We start from the raw sequence: 18,316 nt of genomic DNA on the forward strand, positions 1-18,316 counted from the left end.
CAAATTTTTACACAGCAAGTTTTTTGCCCCTTCCTCTCCCTCGAACTCACGTTAACTGACATAGTTTATGGCGTGTGTGACAGCATGAATTGTATATGCCAAAAAATGAATAATTTATTTGCCTCCACACGTCACTATATAATTGTCAGTCAAATTATTATTTAAAGTTTTCAGGTTTTATTACCATCCATTGAGTCACCGGTGACATAGCCCGCCAACCTAAAAACTTACCAATAGGTTCTGCTCTTTGAATAGCAATACGAGTTAAATTACCACCAACCTGCTCGTACCATTTAAATAAAGTTTGCTCCCCTTCTACAGTCACAACATTAGCTACTAATCTTCCACCGGGACGTAATGCATTCCAACAAATATCAAAAAGCCCTGGTGCTGTGACTCCACCGCCGATAAATATCGCATCGGGTGTGGGTAAATCTTGGAGAATTAATGGTGACTTTCCGTTAATAATTCTTAAGTTGGGAGTTCCTAAAGCTGCGGCGTTGTCGGCTATATAATTTAGTCTAGTGGGATTTTGTTCAATAGCGATCGCCTGACATTGAGAATGAGTCCGCATCCATTCAATAGAAATTGAACCACAACCCGCGCCAATATCCCAGAGTAGTTGTCCGGGAGTGGGAGCTAATTTTGCTAAAGTTACTGCCCTCACTTCACTCTTAGTTAATTGTCCATCATGGTGATAGGCGTGATCTGGTAATCCTGGTAATCTGGGTAAAGGTATTACTTCAGGATTAGCAATACAATTAACTGCGATCGCATTCAATGGCGCAATTTCTGTTTCACTCCAATGTGCGGCTATACCTGCGACGATTCTTTCCTGAACACCACCCAGATGTTCTAAAACGGTAATTTTGCTACCACCATAACCCCGATTTGTCAAGATTTCGGCAACAATTGCGGGTGTGTCTTTACCCTCACTCAAAATCAATATTTTAGCCTGGGGATAGATGTAAGACTGAAGTAAAGAAGCTGGACGACCGCACAAACTCAAGGCTTCTGTTTCCGTGAAAGACCATCCCAATTTGGCACAGGCGAGGCTGAAGGTGGAAGGTGCAGGGATAATCGTGATTTCTTCTAGGGGAATTTGTCTGGTGAGAGTGACACCGATACCGTAACAAAAAGGGTCGCCACTGGCTAAGACACAGATTGATTCACCCCGACGACGGATAATTTCGGCTATGGAGGTGCTAATGGGTGATGTCCAGGCTATTTTTGGGCGTGGGTCATCTGGTGGTAACATTGCTAAATGGCGATCACCTCCGACAATTACTTGAGCTTGATCAATCAGAGAACGGGCGATCGCACTTAAACCCTGTAACCCATCTTCACCAATACCGACAATGGATAGCCATTTCCCCTGCATAAAATCTGTGATAATTTAACTTGATTTTGTCGCTATTTCGGCGCTTAATAAGAGTTAATCACGATTTTTTGCCAAACTAGCGCGGGAAAAATTTTTCCCCAAAGCTCCAAATTTGAGTGTGTTATAATATATAGGAATTACAACTGTTGAACAAGTAAAATATAGCAATATATATTTACTTCAGTTAATTAAATTTCATAATTAGGTTGAGTTTAATTGAAAATTAAAGCGTTAGAAGTCAAAGCAGGCGATCGCATTATTGCCTACTGTAAAAATAAGATGCAAGTTTGCAAAGTCAAACGCATCTTAGAACCAGGTTCCAGCAATATTACCCTATCGGTATTCACATCTGAGCATTATCGTGGGTGCTTAGTTTCCTGCGTAGTCCGCTTCCAGTCAGACACCTTAGTGGATTTAGTACAATAAAATTACTGGCATTTTTGTCACAGGGTTAATTTCTGGGTTGTCAATCAACTCTCCAGACACACCCAGTCCTGTGCTTAATTTAAACCTTCTCATGTTAAATTAGTAAAGCGAAGAGTTGGGAAACTCCGGTGAAACTCCGGGACTGTGCCGCAGCTGTAAAGGTAAGGCGAAAGCAGAACATAGACTTTTTTACTTACCAAGTCAGAATGCCAACCTGAACGGTGTCTTGAAGACACACTGAGTATCTACTACCTGCGTTGCACAGGGAAGGAGTTAAAATTTTGCTGTCCGGTTTTTCCTTATGTCCTGGCTTGTTTTATGATACACCTGCCCAAGATGGGATATTATCTCGCATCAGAATACCAGGTGGAATTTTGGATAGTAAACAGTGTCGTGCGATCGCAGATATAGCAGAGAATTATGGTGGTGGTTATGTGGATGTGACTAATCGCGCCAACCTGCAAATCCGCGAACTGCGTTCGGGAATAAATCCTCAAGTTCTCCAGCATTTACAAAATATAGGTATTGGTTCTCGTAACTTCGCCATTGACCACGTTCGGAATATTATGACCAGCCCCACTGCTGGTATTGATCCCCAAGAATTAATGGATACTCGTCCCTTAGTTCAAGGCTGGGACAATTATATCGCCGCACATCCAGAACTCTCAGGACTATCAGCCAAATTCAGTGTTTGCTTTGATGGTGGTGGTCAAGTTTCAGTGTGCGATCGCCTCAACGATATCATCTTTGCTGCCGTCTTAATCAAAGGTAGAGTTTACTTTCGGCTACATCTCAGCGTCGGTGTCAAGGGAAAACCACCCATTGATATGGGAATTGTATTATCACCAGAGCAATGTTTGCCAGTTTGCGGTTCCCTAGCGCAAGTTTATCTCAAATATACCGATCCTCAAACTCGGCGGAAGCTGCGTTTACGAGAACTATTAAATCATCTCGGTTGTGAAACTTACCTGCAAGAAGTTCAACAACATCTACCTTTTAAACTTACCCCTCATCCACAATTAAAAGAAACCAGTTATTTGAAATTATCTCCTCTCCCACTGGAAAAAACCGCAAACTCCAACTATTTCCACATAGGAATCCATCCCCAACGTCAATCAGATTTATTTTATATTGGTGTAGTTTTACCTTTAGGTAGGCTAGAAGGTCAGCAAATCCGGATTTTAGCTGATTTAGCCCAAAAATTTGGTAGCGGGACTCTCCGGCTGACTCCATGGCAAAACTTACTGATTACTGACATCCCTCAACCATGTCTAAGCGATATTAAGAATGAAATCACCGCTTTAAAATTAGATTTCTCACCTAGTAATATCAATAGTGCATTAGTTGCCTGTTCTGGTAATAAAGGTTGTGCCGCTTCCGCTACCGATACCAAAGCAGATGCTTTAGCCTTAGCAAAATATCTCCAAACTCATGTCAGTCTAAACCACCCAGTTAATATTCACTTTAGCGGCTGTGAAAAATCTTGCGCCCAGCATAGTAATAGTGATATTACCTTACTTGGAGTCACCCAAGAATCAGAAAATGGAGCTTTGGCAGCTTATCACATTTATGTGGGGGATAGCGTGCGTGGCGTAGCCATAGGTGACAGCAACCATAAATTTGGTCGCCAACTCTATCAATATGTCACCTTCGACAAACTTCCTAGATTGTTAGGGCAGATGTTACAACTGTATAAAATTCAATGCCAAAATCCTGATGAATCCTTTAGAGAATTTGTGAATCGATATGAGATTGTGCAATTACAGTCTTTCTTCTCCTCAGTGATTTAAAGTTATTTTTGAACACCATTTACCATTCACAATTGGCCCATGTCCGACTACATCCGAGACGCTAACGAAATTTACACTAAATCCTTTGCTATCATCAGATCCGAAGCCAACCTGGATATCTTGCCCCCAGATGTAGCAAAAGTTGCTGTTCGCCTCATCCACTCCTGTGGAATGACTGATATCGTCCATGACTTGGCATATTCATCAACGGCGGTGCAAGTGGGACGCGCAGCACTAGCAGCAGGTGCGCCGATTTTGTGTGATTGCCGTATGGTTGCCGAAGGTATTACTAGAAAGAGACTACCGAAAAACAACCAAGTTATTTGCACCCTCTATGATGTGGAAGTACCAGCCCTAGCTAAACGGTTGAATAACACCAGATCAGCTGCTGCGGTGGAATTATGGCGATTGCATTTAGAAGGGGCAATTGTCGCAATTGGCAATGCACCCACAGCACTATTTCGGTTACTTGAAATGCTAGAAGAAGGAATGCTGAAACCTGCATTGATTTTAGGTTTTCCCGTGGGATTTGTCGGTGCAGCAGAATCAAAAGCCGCATTAGCAGCAGATAGTAAAGGTATACCATATTTGACTTTACATGGTCGGCGTGGTGGCAGTGCGATCGCCGCAGCAGCCGTTAATGCCTTAGCAAAAGAGGAAGAATAATTATGCAAACCAAAGGCCGTCTCTATGGAATTGGTGTAGGGCCAGGTGATCCGGAACTATTAACATTGAAAGCACTGCGACTATTACAAGCTGCCCCAGTGGTAGCCTATCAATCCGCAGTCGATAAAGAAAGTATAGCGCGCGCGATCGTCTCCCAATATCTCACCGGGAATCAAATCGAAGTATTATTTCACCTCCCCCGCGCCTTAGAACCAGAAACGGCCAATTTGATTTATGACAAAGAAGTTGCACCAATAGCCGAACATCTAGCCGCCGGCAGGGATGTAGTCGTTTTGTGTGAAGGTGATCCGTTTTTTTACGGTTCATTTATGTATGTTTTCACACGGTTATCTGAACACTACCAAACGGAAGTTGTACCGGGAATTTCCTCACTCATGGCTTGTCCTGTAGCCTTGGGTGTACCCTTCACTTATTACAACGATATTATGACCGTTTTACCTGCTCCCATGCCAGCAGAAGAATTGATCACGCACTTACTAGCAACCGATGCGGCAGCGATTATGAAACTCGGTCGCCATTTCACCAAAGTGCGAGATGTTTTACATCAATTAGGTTTGGCATCACGGGCATTATATATTGAGAGGGCAACAACCACACAACAAAGAATAGTACCCCTCGATGAAGTTGATCCCAATCAAGTCCCTTATTTTTCCATGATTGTCATCCCCACCAAAAATCGACTATAGATAGGTTTAACAAAATTCTTGTCTACCACACGCTATGTAAATAGTAATTTTGTACTATTCTGTCTATAATTTTAAGTATATAGGCAAATTAAAAATTTGCTATGGTATTATGCTTGGTTGTATTCGCGGGTCTGAACTATGATAAATTGCCTAGACGCAGCTCGCTACTTTATTGCAAGGGCTTACGAGGACGGTATAGAAGCCGAAATGACCAACATGAAGGTTCAAAAGCTTCTCTACTATTCACAAAGCTTGTATTTAGCAGTATACGATCAGCCATTGTTTGACGAAGACATTCAAGCATGGCGATACGGGCCTGTCTGTCCTCCGGCTTACAGGTTTTACAGTGAATTTGAAGCGCAGCAGTTACCCATACCTAGTCAGGAATTGTTGTTACAAATTCCTCAAGATGACAAAAAGGTGCTAGAGGAAATTTGGGGATTTTTTGGTAGTTATCATGCTTATCGACTCAGTGATATGACTCACTTGGAGTTTCCTTGGAAAAAAGCACGGAAGGGTTTACCTCCAAATGCAAGTTCAACGGAACCGATTTTGCTGGAGGATATGAAGGCTATGGGTTATCAGAAACTTGATTTAATAGAACGGGACCATCCTGCTTTTCAATCTGTAATGTCTCAGGTTTTAGAAGACGCTTGTAATTCAGAATCTTCAAATCGCATTAACAAAGGAGAGGTGCGTGACTGGCTTAACTCCCTTCTCGATTGAAAAATCTGATAATTTCCAGCGTTCTTTTAAAAAATTGGCAAAGTTTCATGGTTCTAGTTTTGTTGAAGTGATGGTAGAAATTATAGAAAATTTGACTGAAGAGCAGTATCCTTATAACTCCCGTCAAGAACCTTTACCCTCAAAGATGCAACTAACAGAAGGATGGACATTTCACAAATTGGAACTACGCTTTACTAAGGGAGCTTCTGGACAAATCAGGTTAATGTATTTAGTGAATGTAACTACTTGTACCATCAGACTGGTTTGGATTTATAGTCATGAGCAATTTGCTAAACGCCCTGGGGAAAAAGATTTAAAGAGTGCGATCGCAGAAATATTAGACTGTTAGTGCAAAATTATCTGTGTTTATCTGTGTCTATCTGTGGTTTCATTTGAAAAGACATCAACTTTTGCAAAATATCTAATTAAATGATCACAAAGATTGTACCTGCCGTTGTGGTACTGGGTGAAAACAGTGTACCAGTAGCTCGCCAAATCATCAGCATATTCCCAGGGGCGACATTATACGGTTTGGCAGGACGTACATCTGGTGTTGATGTCACTTTTACTAATTTCGGTGACACAGTGCGCGAGTTGTTCGCAGAGGGAACACCCTTAATTGGTATTTGTGCAGCTGGTATACTGATCAGAACCATAGCACCAATGCTTTCCAATAAAAAACAGGAACCCCCGCTATTAGCCGTAGCGGAAGATGGTAGTGCTGTAGTTCCCCTCTTGGGTGGACTGAATGGCGTGAATGATTTGGCGCGACGCATTGCTGAGGTACTTGATGTTAAACCTGCAATTACCACCACCGGAGATATTCGTTTCCACACAGCCTTATTATCTCCCCCCCCTGGATATCATTTAGCCAACCCAGATGACGCGAAGAAATTTATTTCAGATTTATTAGCAGGGGCGCAAGTCAAGCTTGTAGGTACAGTACCTTGGTTGAGTAATAGTCAATTACCAATAAACTCCAACGGTGATTTAACTATCCAGATTACAGAACGCTTAGTAACTCCCGCACCCAACCGCCTTGTTTATCACCCAGGAACTATAGGAATTGCCATCAGTGATACTGTTGATGTAGCCTTAATACAACAGCTGTTAGCAGATGCCGAACTTAACCCCGCATCAGTAGCCGGAATATTTGCACCCATCAACATGGCGAATAATCCCAGTTTAAAAGCCATTTCTAACGCCTTTAAAGTACCTACACGCTTCTTTACCTCAGATAAGGTAGAAAATTTGACAGCACAAGGTTATAGCCCTGCTGAAGCCATAGCAATTACCGCCACTTCCTCATCTCCATTATCCTCCTCATCTCCTAATCTAGCGATCTCCATTGCCCCAGCACCCATCGACCCCACCACCATCGGTCAAGCACAGGGGCGGTTAGCAATTATTGGCACTGGGCCGGGTGGTTCAAAGTGGATGTCTCCAGAAGTAAAAGAAATACTCAAATCTGTAACTGACTTAGTGGGTTACAAAACATATATAAATTTAATTGGTTCCCTAGCTGATGGTAAACAAAGGCACGAGTCAGACAACCGTGAAGAACTTGCACGAGCCACAATGGCGCTGGATTTGGCAGCAGAGGGGCGATATGTCGCCGTAGTTTCTTCTGGTGATCCTGGGATATATGCAATGGCTGCGGCTGTATTTGAAGTATGCGATCAAAATCCCAAACCGGAATGGGAAAGTATAGATATTCATGTTGCACCAGGCATATCCGCAATGCAAGCGGCGGCTGCGGCCATTGGTGCGCCATTGGGACATGACTTTTGCGCCATTTCCCTGTCAGATATTTTAAAACCCTGGTCAATTATCGAACAAAGAATTGCAGGGGCTGCTGAAGCTGATTTTGCGATCGCCTTTTATAATCCTGTGTCCAAAGAGCGTACTTGGCAACTAGCAGCAGCGAAAAATATTTTGCTGCAATATAGAACACCAGAAACACCAGTAGTATTAGCAAGAAATCTTGGCAGACCAGGACAAATAGTGAAAGTCATCACGCTGAACGAATTAACAACAGATTCAGCCGATATGCGGACAGTGATTCTAGTTGGTTCCAGCCAAACCCGCACAATTCAGCGTAGTGATGGCAACATCTCAGTTTATACACCAAGAGGGTACACTACCCTAGCAGATCAGTAATATTTGTCGCAATTACAAATCTACCTGCACTTTGTACTTCCTTGTTAATTTGATTTTCATTCCTGGATACCGTCCCTAAGATTTGGTAGAATTTCTCTGTTTGGTTGTCTTGTTTGATAATCAAAAAATTCCCCGGATAATGGTGGGTTACGCTGCGCTTTAGCGGAGCGATGCCCCTTGGTCTATTTATACCCACCCTACAATTTTTGGTTGGTTAATTGTTCCCTAAGTGCGCGCGAGTAAGGGTGCTGCTGCTAGTAAAGTTTTAGTGTAGGGGTTCTGGGGATGAGAAAATATCTGCTTTGTTGTACCCAGTTCGACAATTTGCCCACTGTGCATGACTGCGATGCGATCGCACAAAAACCTGGCTAACCACAAATCATGAGTAATGAATAAGTAAGTTAACTCAAATTCTGCTTTTAGTTCTAACATTAAATCGAGAACTTGTGACTGCACACTAGCATCTAACATACTTACAGGTTCATCACAAATTAATAGTTGGGGACGAGTAATTAAAGCACGGGCGATCGCCACGCGTTGCTGTTGTCCTCCAGATAAATCAGATGGATAGCATTGATAATAAAGTTCTGGGGGTGTTAATCCCACTTTTTCCAACATCCATAAAACTTGTGATTTGGCTTTTTCTTTATCAGCTAAATTGTGGATAAATAAGGGATCAGCAATACTTTGTCCCACTGTCATTACCGGATTAAGACAAGCATGAGGATCTTGGAAAATCATTTGCATTTGTCGCCGAGAAGCCCGAATTTCTGGGCGGGATAATGTTGTTAAATCCTGTCCTAAAAATTCTACTTTGCCCGCAGTGGGAGGAATGAGTTGTAATATTGTCCTGGACAGGGTACTTTTACCACAACCTGACTCTCCCACTAATCCTAAAATTTCTCCTTGATAAAGTTCTAGGTTAATTCCATCTACAGCTTTAATTATTTCCCCTGGTTTTTTTAATAGTCTGGCAATAAAATTGGGTTCTATAGTGTAGTGCTGTTGTAATTCTTTAATCCGCAATATTGGTGATAGGGAAGTGGGTTGTTTGGTTGTGTCATCTACTGCTTGAATATGCAAAGCTGCTTTTAATAGCGATCGCGTGTATTCATGTTGAGGTTGTTTAAATACCGTTTCAGTAGCACCCATTTCTACCATTTTGCCCTGATACATCACACCGATGCGATCGCAATACTCACCCACCATTGCCAAATCATGAGAAATTAATAGCAGCGCCATATTTTCCTCACTACATAAACGGGTTAATTCTTGTAAAATCTGCGCCGAGACAGTGACATCTAAACTAGTGGTAGGTTCATCAGCCACAATTAACTTGGGGTTGAGAAGTAAAGCCAAAGCTATGGCTACCCGTTGACGCATTCCGCCGCTAAACTCATGAGGATACTGATCCCAGCGACTGGCGGGAATCTTGACTTTTTCTAAAGTGGCGATCGCTTGTGCTTTAGCTTCCTTGGCTGATAACTTAGGTGAATGAGCTTGGAGAGTTTCCACACAGTGCTGACCAATCGTCATCAAAGGATCAAGCCGTGTCATGGGATCTTGAAAAATTAAGGCTATCGCCTCCCCCCGAAATTTCCGCAACTGATCAGGAATCAAATCAAACACCGATTTTCCCTGAAACGTCACCCGCCCCTCAACGCGACTATCAGCAGGTAACAAGCCCATTGCAGCCCTTCCCAGAGTCGATTTACCACAACCAGACTCACCCACCAAACCCATTCTTTCCCCAGGTTGCAAAATCAAAGATACATCATCTACCGCCCAAGTTAACCCTTCCCCCTGACGCTGAGGATAAGCCACACGCAGATTTTCAATAGAAAATAAAGCTTCACTCATATATATATTATTAGTTTGCTAATATCTGGGATCATAAAATACAGAACCTCACCTCCAACCCCTCTGGTTATCTCTTTGGGAGAAGGAGAGGGGAGAGTTTGACGCAAGTTCAAAGCAGGGTGAGTTGAAAAACGAGATTTACATCTTATTTCATTTATTTTACAAATTGTCTCCCAACGCCTTTCTGATGATTTCAGTATCCAATTCTAATAATTCTGCTATCTCTTGAATGCTGAATCCCCGTTGCACAAGTTTGGGCAAAATATTTAATTTGGCTTTTAACTCGCCTTTTTGCTCACCTTCTTGTTCACCTTCTTCTTTTGCTTCTTGATAAACTCTAGTTTCTTTCAGCAAGTTTAAATTCAGCATAGCTTCTATTTCCTCGCGGCTTAAATTAGGAAACTTATAGACAACGATAGTCTCTATAAATTCTATAACTTTTTTTTGGATGAAAGTATCTGTCAATTCCTCCCTACATTGGTTCAGGAGAGTTTTAGCGAGTTCCTCAGCTTTGATATTACTCTCTACAACTAAGCGGATAATTCCTAATCCTAGAGAATTATTTGGTAAATCTTCCAGTTCCTCCAGGTAAAACCGCCGCAGATGAGGTTCTAGCAACGAACGATAACGTAGGGGATAGTTACGTTCATTGCTGCGTTTGTCATAGATAACTATTGCAAACCAGTTAGGGTTAGGTGGTTGATATTGGGTGAAATAAAGGAAAATACTGGTAAACAGTCGATCATAAAATTCATCATCTTTGTAAAACTGAATTTCTACAAAATACAGTGGTTGATTATGGAATGCTTCCAGAGGGGAAAATAAACCATCTAAGCGAAAGCTTTTTTGTTTAATTTCTGGCGAAGTAAACTGATAAGTATCGGGATCAGTATCAGGCTTACCAATAATTTCAAAGAAAATATGGGGAAACTCCTGAAATATTTCGTAGAAAATCGCATCTGTTTTCATAATTAAGAATTATGAGGATATGCCCAGATTTTACCTTTTAACCCATTCCCCATTTTTCAACTTGTTACAAAAATAACTGTCAATTGTCAGATGAATATGAGATGATGTCAGAAATAGAGCAAAACGTCAAGATATGGTTATGTTTCCTCCTCTGGTGGTGGTTCCAGAATAGCTGTACAGTATTGAATGAGAGTAGTCAGGCGATCGCTCATCGTCTTTAGCCTCTCTTCAGCAGTGGATGCTTGCCGCGATCCTTGGAAAAACATGACATCAATTTCTAACAAACGCAGCTGCTTACTGATTTCCGTCCGATAGGATAATACCCGCGAATCCCCATCAGGTAAAGGGACAATCTCCTGGCGAAACAGTTGCTGCAACGAAGTTACACCCTTGCGTAGTTGACGCGCATCTACTGGAATAACCGTGGTATCAAAGCGTACTTGCTCTAGCAGATTTGCTAGAGTCTGATATTTCTCAAGATTTAGAGACATTCAGTCTTAGTTAAGATAGTATTAATTTCAAGAAAATTATCTTTGAGGATAAACTTTCTTAACTTATTATTAAAAACCATAAACCTCAAGTTACGCTTTGAGGCTTTATTTGCCATAAATCTATTTTCTAACATAAGATTTTTGAATCGCTGTATGGATAATTACCCAAGTTAACTCAAAAATCACTCTCATTTTGGCAACTAGCATTTTCTGTAAACGATGCTATGTCTTGCCTTTACTCATCTCCAACTCACCTACCCATCACCTTTAAACCGTAATTGTATGAGCAGCATACTTGTAAATTCCACAACCGAACTCGCCCTTCCGGATTGGCTTCATAAATGTTTAAGAGAGTCATCAGCATACAAAGGCGAAGAAGATCGAAAATATAGCGATGCAGTCTTAATTGGTAAAGCATTTGAATTTGCCTATCAACTGCATGAGGGACAGTATCGCAAATCAGGAGAACTGTATATTAGTCATCCTGTGGCTGTGGCTGGATTGCTGCGAGATTTAGGGGGCAGTCCTGCTATGATAGCAGCTGGATTTCTTCATGATGTAGTTGAAGATACAGATGTCACCAGCGACGATATAGAAGCCCACTTTGGAGCCGAAGTCCGCCAATTGGTGGAAGGTGTCACCAAGCTTTCTAAAATAAATTTCACCAGTAAAACCGAAAGCCAAGCGGAAAACTTCCGGCGGATGTTTTTGGCTATGGCGCAAGATATCCGGGTAATTGTGGTGAAACTGGCAGACCGTTTGCATAATATGCGAACTTTACAATATATGTCAGAATCTAGCCGTCGCCGTAGCGCTCAAGAAACCAGAGATATTTTTGCCCCTTTAGCAAATCGCCTGGGAATGTGGCGGATTAAATGGGAACTGGAAGATTTGTCCTTTAAATACCTGGAACCTGACGCGTATCGCCAAATGCAGGATCATGTTTCCGAAAAACGGACAGCGCGGGAAGAAAAATTGGCGAAAGCTACAGAGATGCTGCGGGAACGTTTGCAGCAAGCCGGGATTGACTGTCAGGATATCAGTGGTCGTCCTAAGCACCTGTATAGCATTTATCAAAAAATGCAAAAGCAGCAAAAAGAATTTCATGAAATTTACGATTTGGCAGCTTTGCGAATTATTGTCCAGAGTAATGAGGAATGTTATCGGGCTTTGGCAGTAGTTCATGATGCTTTTCGCCCCATTCCCTCTCGATTTAAGGATTATATTGGATTGCCTAAGCCTAACCGTTACCAGTCGTTGCATACAGGGGTAATTGGGCTGACTGGCCGTCCTTTGGAAATCCAAATTCGCACTGTAGAAATGCATCATGTGGCAGAATATGGGATTGCAGCCCATTGGAAGTATAAAGAAACAGGTGGTTCTACTAGTCAGTTGACCAGCTCTGATGAAAAATTTACTTGGTTAAGGCATCTGCTGGAATGGCAAAGTGATCTCAAGGATGCTCAAGAATATCTTGATAGTGTCAAAGACAATTTATTTGAAGATGATGTCTATGTCTTCACCCCAAAGGGGGATGTTGTTCCTCTGAGTCCCGGTGCTACCTGTATAGATTTTGCTTATCATATTCATACAGAAGTGGGCAACCATTGTGCAGGGGCGCGGGTGAATGGTCGTATGGTTCCTTTATCTACCCGGCTGCAAAATGGCGCAATTGTGGAGATTATTACTCAAAAGAACAGCCATCCCAGTTTAGATTGGTTGAATTTTGCCAGGAGTTCAGCAGCGAAGTATCGGATTAAACAATGGTACAAGCGATCGCGCCGGGATGAAAATGTGGCTCGTGGACGGGAGTTATTAGAAAAGGAACTGGGTAAAACAGGTTTTGATAACTTGCTGAAATCAGAAGCGATGCATATCGTGGCGGAAAAGTGTAACTACCACAGCACGGAAGATTTACTTGCAGGTTTAGGTTACGGTGAAATTACTCTCAATCTGGTATTAAATCGCTGGCGAGAAGTAGCTAAAGGACAACAACCGGCTAATGTGATTCCTTTATTTCCCGGTAAAGAATTACCAACTACATCCAAAACTGTCCGTGATGCGCCTCCCCACAGCACACGTCCTTGTGATTCACCGATTATTGGTGTAGAAGGATTGGTATATCACATCGCTGGCTGTTGTACTGCTATCCCTGGTGAACCAATTATTGGTGTAGTGACACGGGGTAGGGGAATTTCTGTCCATCGTCAAGGTTGCAGTAATCTAGAAGCTGTGGAGTATGAGCGTTTAGTACCCGTGAGTTGGAACTCAGCCACGGAAAATATTAGCCGTCCCCAGACTTACCCGGTGAATGTGCAAATCGAAGCCCTTGACCGTGTGGGAGTATTAAAGGATATTTTATCCCGGTTGAGTGACCAGGGAATTAATGTGCGTCATGCACAGGTGAAAACTTCTCTGGGTCAACCTGCGTTGATTGATTTAGGAATAGATATACGCGATCGCCTGCAACTAGAGCAAGTGTTTACTCAAATTAAAAAAATGAGCGACATTTTAAATATCCGTCGTCTCGGTCAAATCGACGAATAATAGTTTTTTCAATCATGTCCATGTGACCAGTTGTAAAACCCGGAAATCAGCAAAATGAAGCTTTTAACTCCCCTCCTCTCTGACAGTAAGAGGTTGGAGGTGGGGTGAAAAAACCGATGGTGACATCCTCGTACTGGGTTGTTAAGGTTCTGTAAAGAGATGACCAGCATTTATACGGACTTGTCATCTTACACACAATCTTCTATTTCATGGTTTTAGCGTTTCATTTGAAGATAAACTAGCTAAAAACTGACTCGGTGTAACAATCAAGATATCCCGAAAAGGATGCAGTTCTAATAAGTCTTTATCTCCTGTGATAATATGAGTAGCATTTCCAGAAATGGCTAATTCTAAGAATTTATTATCTTTAGGATCTCGACAAATATCTATTGTTTGATTAATTGTGATTAATTCTGTTTCTCTGGCTAAACTGGCTAAAAAGTCTTCACGAATTTCTCTCGATAGATAGCGATCAAATTTTTGACGACTGAGTACATCTATTAATTCTGATAAAATTTCTGCTGAAATTAAAATTAATCCGTTTTGTTTGGCTTCTCTAAAAGCCTGCATTGTAGTAGATTTAGAGAAAATTAAGGCGCTGACAATTACATTTGTATCAACTACTATACGGTTAGTTCCCATCATTGAGAATTGATTCTAAAACCTCTGGGGTAATTCCGTTACTAATGGCTTGTTGACTCGCTTCTTCCATGATATCTAAGAGTGATTTTTGACTGACTGCTTTTTGCAGCATTATATTCAAAAATATTTGGATTTTTTGCTGTTTTTCTGGTTCTGCTTCTCGGTACACTTTGGCAATTTCTGGGTCAACTTGAATGGTAATGTTTTCCATAATAATTTACAAATTAATTAGTCTATGTTTATTATAGAACTTACGCACCAACTATAGAATAAGGTATCGCTAAAGTGAAAGCTCCACTTTAAGCGTAGCTATGCCGTAGGCTTTACGCGTAGCGTGCGCGCAGCGCATACCGCAGAGACAGAGAGAACACAGAGGAATAAGGGTTTGAGAGAGTTTTTGCGTAAGTCCTACATATAGCAATTGCCAGGTTAACATTTGTTCTGCTTCAGAGGATAACAAGAGCGGTTGGGGTAATTCAGCGTAAATTTATAGATTGCAACATTTTTTCTCGCTTCTTGCGAGCAATTTCTTGTAAATCAACGGTTCTATCAGTCTCATCCACAATTTCACCAGTAATGACTTCCAGCACATCTTCCAAAGTCACAACACCAGCCACACCCCCATATTCATCAACTACCACAGCCAAATGCTCACGGGCGGCTATAAAATCTTTCATCAACTTATCGGCTCGAATTATTTCAGGTACAAAGTGAACTTTTCGAGCTAAATTAGCCATGATTTCCTCGTTGTTTCCTTCGACCATTGCTGTCAGTAAATTCTGCTTTAAAGCAAATCCAATTACTTCATCAATAGACTCATCAATTACCAGAATCCGGGTATGTTGGGAAGCAATAATATCTCTTTTGGCTTCTTCAAGGGTGAGATGACCGCGTATATATGTCAGGATGATCCGTGGTGTCATCAAGTCTGCTGCTGTCACATCATTTAATCTAAACACCCGTTGAATCATTTCTGCTTCATCGCTTTGAATAATTCCCTCTTGTTGACCAATATTTGCTAGCAGCTTAATTTCCGCTTCATTTGTTGTTGGTCGTTTTTTGCTTTTAAAAAAACGTGCAGTCAAATTTTCAATAATCCAAACTACGGGTGCAAAAACTATAGAAAGTCCAGTGACAGGTAAAGCCCCCAACATGGCTATTTGTTCAGAATAGCGTTCTCCAATTGTCTTAGGAATGATTTCTCCAAAGATGATAATCAAGAAGGTAAATATTCCGGAAAATATCCCTAGCCAAGTAGCTCCTAATACTTTAGTAGCAACACTACCTGTAAGAATACTGCCAACGATATTAAAGATATTATTCAGAATGACAATAGTTGCAATCGGTCGATTCATATTTTCTCGAATCGCCAAAAGTGCAACTGCTGCACGGTTATTTGATTGTGCTAACTGTCTAACTCTGATGGGAGAAACAGAAAACAGCGCTGTTTCTGTACATGAACAAAGCGCTGAACCTAAAAGAACAATCAATACAATGATTACAAGCTCTAACATAAAGTGTCCCAAGTATGGGAATAAAATTTTGAACGAGTACGGCAATGAGGGACTGATAGAACCGATAAAAATCTTATCCTATTATCGGCTATTTTGTGCTGGTTTATGGCAATTCCCATGCAAGTGAGGTACAAGCAGTAATAATTAAACGCAGATGGACGCAGATAAACGCAGATAAATTTGTAGTTTGTTTTCGGCAATTTAATAAAAATGGAATGGCTTTATTTTAGCAATATCCGGTAACAACGGACTATGGCAACCGCCAAGGACGTTAGGAAATAAACTGGTTATAAAAGTTAGCCCCACTCCCTACTCCCCAGCTATAAAGCTATGCTTGAGGAGTGCATCTGTTTATTTGGTCAATTCTCATGCAACAAATATTTCCTGGGGAAGTATTCGCCGATACTGCGGATTTCGATGATGGTATTCGCCAACTTTTACCCCGATATGATGAAATGTTGGAGGTAATTATTCGCTGTCTTCCTACTACAGCTGGGCGTATTTTAGAACTGGGGTGCGGTACTGGGGAACTGACTATGAAAATCTGCCAACGCTGTCCCGATGCAGAAATCGTTGCTCTGGATTACTCACCGCGAATGTTAAAATTTGCTGGTGATAAAATCACAGATGCTGGATATCAAGAACGGTGGACTGGGATACAAGCGGACTTTGGGGAGTGGGCAGAAAATCCCCAGAATTTGGATATTGGTAGTGAATTTGATGCTTGTGTTTCGTCTTTGGCTATTCACCATCTTGATGATTCAATGAAGCTCAAGTTATTTCAGCGCATTGCAGGGACTCTTAGTCTTGGTGGTTATTTTGGGAATGCTGACCCGATATTGGCAGAATCACCTACCTTAGCCGCAGTTTATCAAACAGCACGAGAAGAATGGACTACCCAACAGGGAAATGATTTAGCTCAGGTAAGGGCTAAACGGGGTAGTAGCACTCAGCAAGGATACTCTAGCCAAGACCAACTCGCTACTGTAGATACACAATTACAAATGCTGACTAAATCTGGTTTTCAGACTGTAGCCGTACCTTGGAAATATTATAATTTGGCTGTGTTTGCTGCTTGGGTGTAGAAACTGGATTTTTCGGGACGCGATTTATCGCGTCTTTTTATAAAGCATCCCAGGCGGTTCCTTTGTAGCCATAATCAAAAATTTCTGGATGCAAAATTTCTGCTAATATTTCTAAAGAATCTGCTAGTCTGGGGCCTGGACGATTGAAGAAGGCATTACCATCAGTAATATAAACTCTGCCACTTTGGACAGCGTGAAGTTTTTGCCAGTCTCGATGTTGGGTGAATAATTCGGCTTCTTGACGAGTGCGATTTAAGTCGAAGCCACAGGGCATAAAGACGATGATATCTGGATTGCTGTTTAAGAGGTTTTCCCAGGAGATGGTTGTGGAAGGCTGACCTATAACGCTAAATTTGGATTGACCGCCGGCTAAGTTAACTAGTTCGGGAATCCAATTAGCAGCAGTCATTAAAGGATCTGTCCACTCAATACAGGCTACTGTGGGTACTTCTGTTAAGGAAAGCCCCTGGAGTTTTCGCTGACAAATTTTGACGCGAGCTTCTAAATTCTCTAAAACATGAAGTGAGTCTACAGCAAAGATATTACCTACTCGCTCAATATCTTGCCACACATCTTTGAGAATATTCGGTTGTAAGGAAATAATTTGCGGTGAACTGTGGAGGAGAGTAGCAAGAGCTTTTTCGACATCTGCAAGACTGACTGCACATACATCACACTGGTCTTGGGTAATTATGTGAGTGGGTTGTAATTTCTCTAATATATCTGTTTTGATTTCATAGATACTTAAAGCGGATTGCAACAATTTGTTGACATCATGATGAATTTCACTGCTGGGTTGATCAGAGTTTAGGCGTGCTTGGGTACAAATAGGAAGTTTTTGGATTTCTGGAGGGTAGTCACATTCGTGCGATCGCCCGACAATTGCATGGGATAATCCTAGTACCGCTAAAATCTCAGTACCACTGGGAATCAAAGATACAATCCTCACACTGTTATTTGCCATTGAACTATCTCCAGAACATCTGCTATGCTTTCAATTCTGACAAACTTTCAGGATGAGGGTATCTTTCTCTAGGTGAATGCTCGGCGGCTTTGGTTGTTACTATTGAATCAGCAATTAGGGATCAATTTGAGATGATTCCAACGCGCCACTACGAATCATCATTTGTGGCCAAATTAATATAAAAAATCCCATCCATGTTAAAACGGGTAGGGCAACAATCACCGTTAGCCAAATAGTTTTAAATATCACCCAACTACTCGTAATTAATGTTATGCCTGTGAGCAGTATAGACCAGGGCTGACACCACCAAGGTTTGTAGTGCCAAGGGCTGAGAGGTTTTTCTGGGGACATGGGTAATTAACTAATGGGGTATGGGGATGGCGATCGC

The 18,316-nt window shown here is 41.6% G+C and carries 18 protein-coding genes and 1 riboswitch; of the genes, 9 read left to right on the forward strand and 9 right to left on the reverse strand.

Annotation, left to right across the window (positions count from 1 at the left end; genetic code table 11):
• Positions 1–157: 157 nt before the first annotated feature.
• Complete coding sequence (gene cbiE / locus ACM0OP_RS14295) at positions 158–1,381, reverse strand: precorrin-6y C5,15-methyltransferase (decarboxylating) subunit CbiE (RefSeq protein WP_414529086.1); 1,224 nt, start codon at positions 1,379–1,381, stop codon at positions 158–160.
• Between the two features lie 216 nt (positions 1,382–1,597).
• Here cbiE and ACM0OP_RS14300 point away from each other — a divergent pair, with 216 nt between their 5' ends.
• The 7 genes from ACM0OP_RS14300 (at position 1,598) to cobJ (ending at position 7,856) form a co-directional block, all read left to right on the forward strand.
• Positions 1,598–1,807 (forward strand): hypothetical protein, encoded by a 210-nt coding sequence (locus tag ACM0OP_RS14300; RefSeq protein ID WP_414529087.1) that lies wholly within the window; start codon positions 1,598–1,600, stop codon positions 1,805–1,807.
• A 74-nt stretch (positions 1,808–1,881) separates the two neighbouring features.
• Positions 1,882–2,039: riboswitch (cobalamin riboswitch) on the forward strand.
• 49 nt (positions 2,040–2,088) lie between these two features.
• Positions 2,089–3,597, forward strand: coding sequence for a precorrin-3B synthase (gene cobG / locus ACM0OP_RS14305; RefSeq protein ID WP_414529088.1), 1,509 nt, complete (start codon positions 2,089–2,091; stop codon positions 3,595–3,597).
• 39 nt (positions 3,598–3,636) lie between these two features.
• Positions 3,637–4,263, forward strand: coding sequence for a precorrin-8X methylmutase (locus tag ACM0OP_RS14310; RefSeq protein ID WP_414529089.1), 627 nt, complete (start codon positions 3,637–3,639; stop codon positions 4,261–4,263).
• 2 nt (positions 4,264–4,265) lie between these two features.
• Complete coding sequence (locus tag ACM0OP_RS14315; protein WP_414529090.1) at positions 4,266–4,970, forward strand: precorrin-2 C(20)-methyltransferase; 705 nt, start codon at positions 4,266–4,268, stop codon at positions 4,968–4,970.
• A 138-nt stretch (positions 4,971–5,108) separates the two neighbouring features.
• Positions 5,109–5,696: a Panacea domain-containing protein gene (locus tag ACM0OP_RS14320; protein ID WP_414529091.1), complete on the forward strand. Its 588-nt coding sequence runs from the start codon at positions 5,109–5,111 to the stop codon at positions 5,694–5,696.
• Positions 5,668–6,045: a hypothetical protein gene (locus tag ACM0OP_RS14325; RefSeq protein ID WP_414529092.1), complete on the forward strand. Its 378-nt coding sequence runs from the start codon at positions 5,668–5,670 to the stop codon at positions 6,043–6,045. Before ACM0OP_RS14320 ends, ACM0OP_RS14325 begins: the two co-directional genes overlap by 29 nt.
• An 80-nt stretch (positions 6,046–6,125) precedes the next feature.
• Entirely contained in the window at positions 6,126–7,856 is a 1,731-nt protein-coding gene (gene cobJ, locus ACM0OP_RS14330) for a precorrin-3B C(17)-methyltransferase (protein ID WP_414529093.1), read from the forward strand.
• 225 nt (positions 7,857–8,081) lie between these two features.
• Here the strand turns inward: cobJ and ACM0OP_RS14335 are convergent, their stop codons facing one another.
• From ACM0OP_RS14335 to patD, 3 genes are all read right to left on the reverse strand, one after another.
• Positions 8,082–9,716 carry a dipeptide ABC transporter ATP-binding protein gene (locus tag ACM0OP_RS14335; RefSeq protein WP_414529094.1) on the reverse strand — a complete coding sequence of 545 codons (1,635 nt, stop codon included), beginning with the start codon at positions 9,714–9,716 and terminating at the stop codon, positions 8,082–8,084.
• A gap of 159 nt (positions 9,717–9,875) precedes the next feature.
• Entirely contained in the window at positions 9,876–10,685 is an 810-nt protein-coding gene (locus tag ACM0OP_RS14340; RefSeq protein WP_414529095.1) for an Rpn family recombination-promoting nuclease/putative transposase, read from the reverse strand.
• A 137-nt stretch (positions 10,686–10,822) separates the two neighbouring features.
• Positions 10,823–11,176 (reverse strand): heterocyst frequency control protein PatD, encoded by a 354-nt coding sequence (gene patD, locus ACM0OP_RS14345; protein WP_414529096.1) that lies wholly within the window; start codon positions 11,174–11,176, stop codon positions 10,823–10,825.
• A 282-nt stretch (positions 11,177–11,458) separates the two neighbouring features.
• On the opposite strand from patD, the gene ACM0OP_RS14350 reads away from it, so the two are divergent.
• The gene (locus ACM0OP_RS14350; protein ID WP_414529097.1) at positions 11,459–13,723 is read left to right on the forward strand and encodes a RelA/SpoT family protein; all 2,265 of its coding nucleotides are present in this window, start codon (positions 11,459–11,461) and stop codon (positions 13,721–13,723) included.
• Between the two features lie 207 nt (positions 13,724–13,930).
• Here ACM0OP_RS14350 and ACM0OP_RS14355 read toward each other — a convergent pair whose 3' ends face one another.
• The 3 genes from ACM0OP_RS14355 to ACM0OP_RS14365 all read right to left on the reverse strand — a co-directional run bounded on the left by ACM0OP_RS14355 (position 13,931) and on the right by ACM0OP_RS14365 (position 15,879).
• Positions 13,931–14,368, reverse strand: a complete 438-nt coding sequence (locus ACM0OP_RS14355; RefSeq protein WP_414529098.1) for a putative toxin-antitoxin system toxin component, PIN family — start codon at positions 14,366–14,368, stop codon at positions 13,931–13,933.
• A complete protein-coding gene (locus tag ACM0OP_RS14360) occupies positions 14,355–14,576 on the reverse strand; it encodes a hypothetical protein (protein ID WP_414529099.1) in 222 nt (73 codons plus the stop codon). The genes ACM0OP_RS14355 and ACM0OP_RS14360 overlap by 14 nt, the downstream gene beginning before the upstream one ends.
• Positions 14,577–14,841: 265 nt before the next feature.
• Positions 14,842–15,879: a hemolysin family protein gene (locus ACM0OP_RS14365; RefSeq protein WP_414529100.1), complete on the reverse strand. Its 1,038-nt coding sequence runs from the start codon at positions 15,877–15,879 to the stop codon at positions 14,842–14,844.
• A 368-nt stretch (positions 15,880–16,247) separates the two neighbouring features.
• Here ACM0OP_RS14365 and ACM0OP_RS14370 point away from each other — a divergent pair, with 368 nt between their 5' ends.
• On the forward strand, positions 16,248–16,964 hold the full coding sequence (locus tag ACM0OP_RS14370) for a class I SAM-dependent methyltransferase (protein ID WP_414529101.1): 717 nt from the start codon (positions 16,248–16,250) through the stop codon (positions 16,962–16,964).
• Between the two features lie 37 nt (positions 16,965–17,001).
• On the opposite strand, the gene ACM0OP_RS14375 is transcribed toward ACM0OP_RS14370, so the two are convergent.
• Complete coding sequence (locus ACM0OP_RS14375; protein ID WP_414529102.1) at positions 17,002–17,928, reverse strand: cobalamin-binding protein; 927 nt, start codon at positions 17,926–17,928, stop codon at positions 17,002–17,004.
• Positions 17,929–18,042: 114 nt separating this feature from the next.
• Entirely contained in the window at positions 18,043–18,279 is a 237-nt protein-coding gene (locus ACM0OP_RS14380; protein ID WP_414529103.1) for a DUF6737 family protein, read from the reverse strand.
• Between the last annotated feature and the right edge of the window lie 37 nt (positions 18,280–18,316).

Source organism: Nodularia chucula CCY0103, from assembly GCF_963923915.1.
Taxonomy (GTDB): Bacteria; Cyanobacteriota; Cyanobacteriia; order Cyanobacteriales; family Nostocaceae; genus Nodularia; species Nodularia chucula.

What these genes read in the sequence shown, in the direction of transcription:
- cbiE (WP_414529086.1), bottom strand. Translation starts at nt 1,381, where the DNA reads ATGCAGGGGAAATGGCTATCCATTGTCGGTATTGGTGAAGATGGGTTA.
- ACM0OP_RS14310 (WP_414529089.1), top strand. Translation starts at nt 3,637, where the DNA reads ATGTCCGACTACATCCGAGACGCTAACGAAATTTACACTAAATCCTTT.
- ACM0OP_RS14315 (WP_414529090.1), top strand. Translation starts at nt 4,266, where the DNA reads ATGCAAACCAAAGGCCGTCTCTATGGAATTGGTGTAGGGCCAGGTGAT.
- ACM0OP_RS14320 (WP_414529091.1), top strand. Translation starts at nt 5,109, where the DNA reads ATGATAAATTGCCTAGACGCAGCTCGCTACTTTATTGCAAGGGCTTAC.
- cobJ (WP_414529093.1), top strand. Translation starts at nt 6,126, where the DNA reads ATGATCACAAAGATTGTACCTGCCGTTGTGGTACTGGGTGAAAACAGT.
- ACM0OP_RS14335 (WP_414529094.1), bottom strand. Translation starts at nt 9,716, where the DNA reads ATGAGTGAAGCTTTATTTTCTATTGAAAATCTGCGTGTGGCTTATCCT.
- ACM0OP_RS14340 (WP_414529095.1), bottom strand. Translation starts at nt 10,685, where the DNA reads ATGAAAACAGATGCGATTTTCTACGAAATATTTCAGGAGTTTCCCCAT.
- patD (WP_414529096.1), bottom strand. Translation starts at nt 11,176, where the DNA reads ATGTCTCTAAATCTTGAGAAATATCAGACTCTAGCAAATCTGCTAGAG.
- ACM0OP_RS14350 (WP_414529097.1), top strand. Translation starts at nt 11,459, where the DNA reads ATGAGCAGCATACTTGTAAATTCCACAACCGAACTCGCCCTTCCGGAT.
- ACM0OP_RS14355 (WP_414529098.1), bottom strand. Translation starts at nt 14,368, where the DNA reads ATGATGGGAACTAACCGTATAGTAGTTGATACAAATGTAATTGTCAGC.
- ACM0OP_RS14360 (WP_414529099.1), bottom strand. Translation starts at nt 14,576, where the DNA reads ATGGAAAACATTACCATTCAAGTTGACCCAGAAATTGCCAAAGTGTAC.
- ACM0OP_RS14365 (WP_414529100.1), bottom strand. Translation starts at nt 15,879, where the DNA reads ATGTTAGAGCTTGTAATCATTGTATTGATTGTTCTTTTAGGTTCAGCG.
- ACM0OP_RS14370 (WP_414529101.1), top strand. Translation starts at nt 16,248, where the DNA reads ATGCAACAAATATTTCCTGGGGAAGTATTCGCCGATACTGCGGATTTC.
- ACM0OP_RS14375 (WP_414529102.1), bottom strand. Translation starts at nt 17,928, where the DNA reads ATGGCAAATAACAGTGTGAGGATTGTATCTTTGATTCCCAGTGGTACT.
- ACM0OP_RS14380 (WP_414529103.1), bottom strand. Translation starts at nt 18,279, where the DNA reads ATGTCCCCAGAAAAACCTCTCAGCCCTTGGCACTACAAACCTTGGTGG.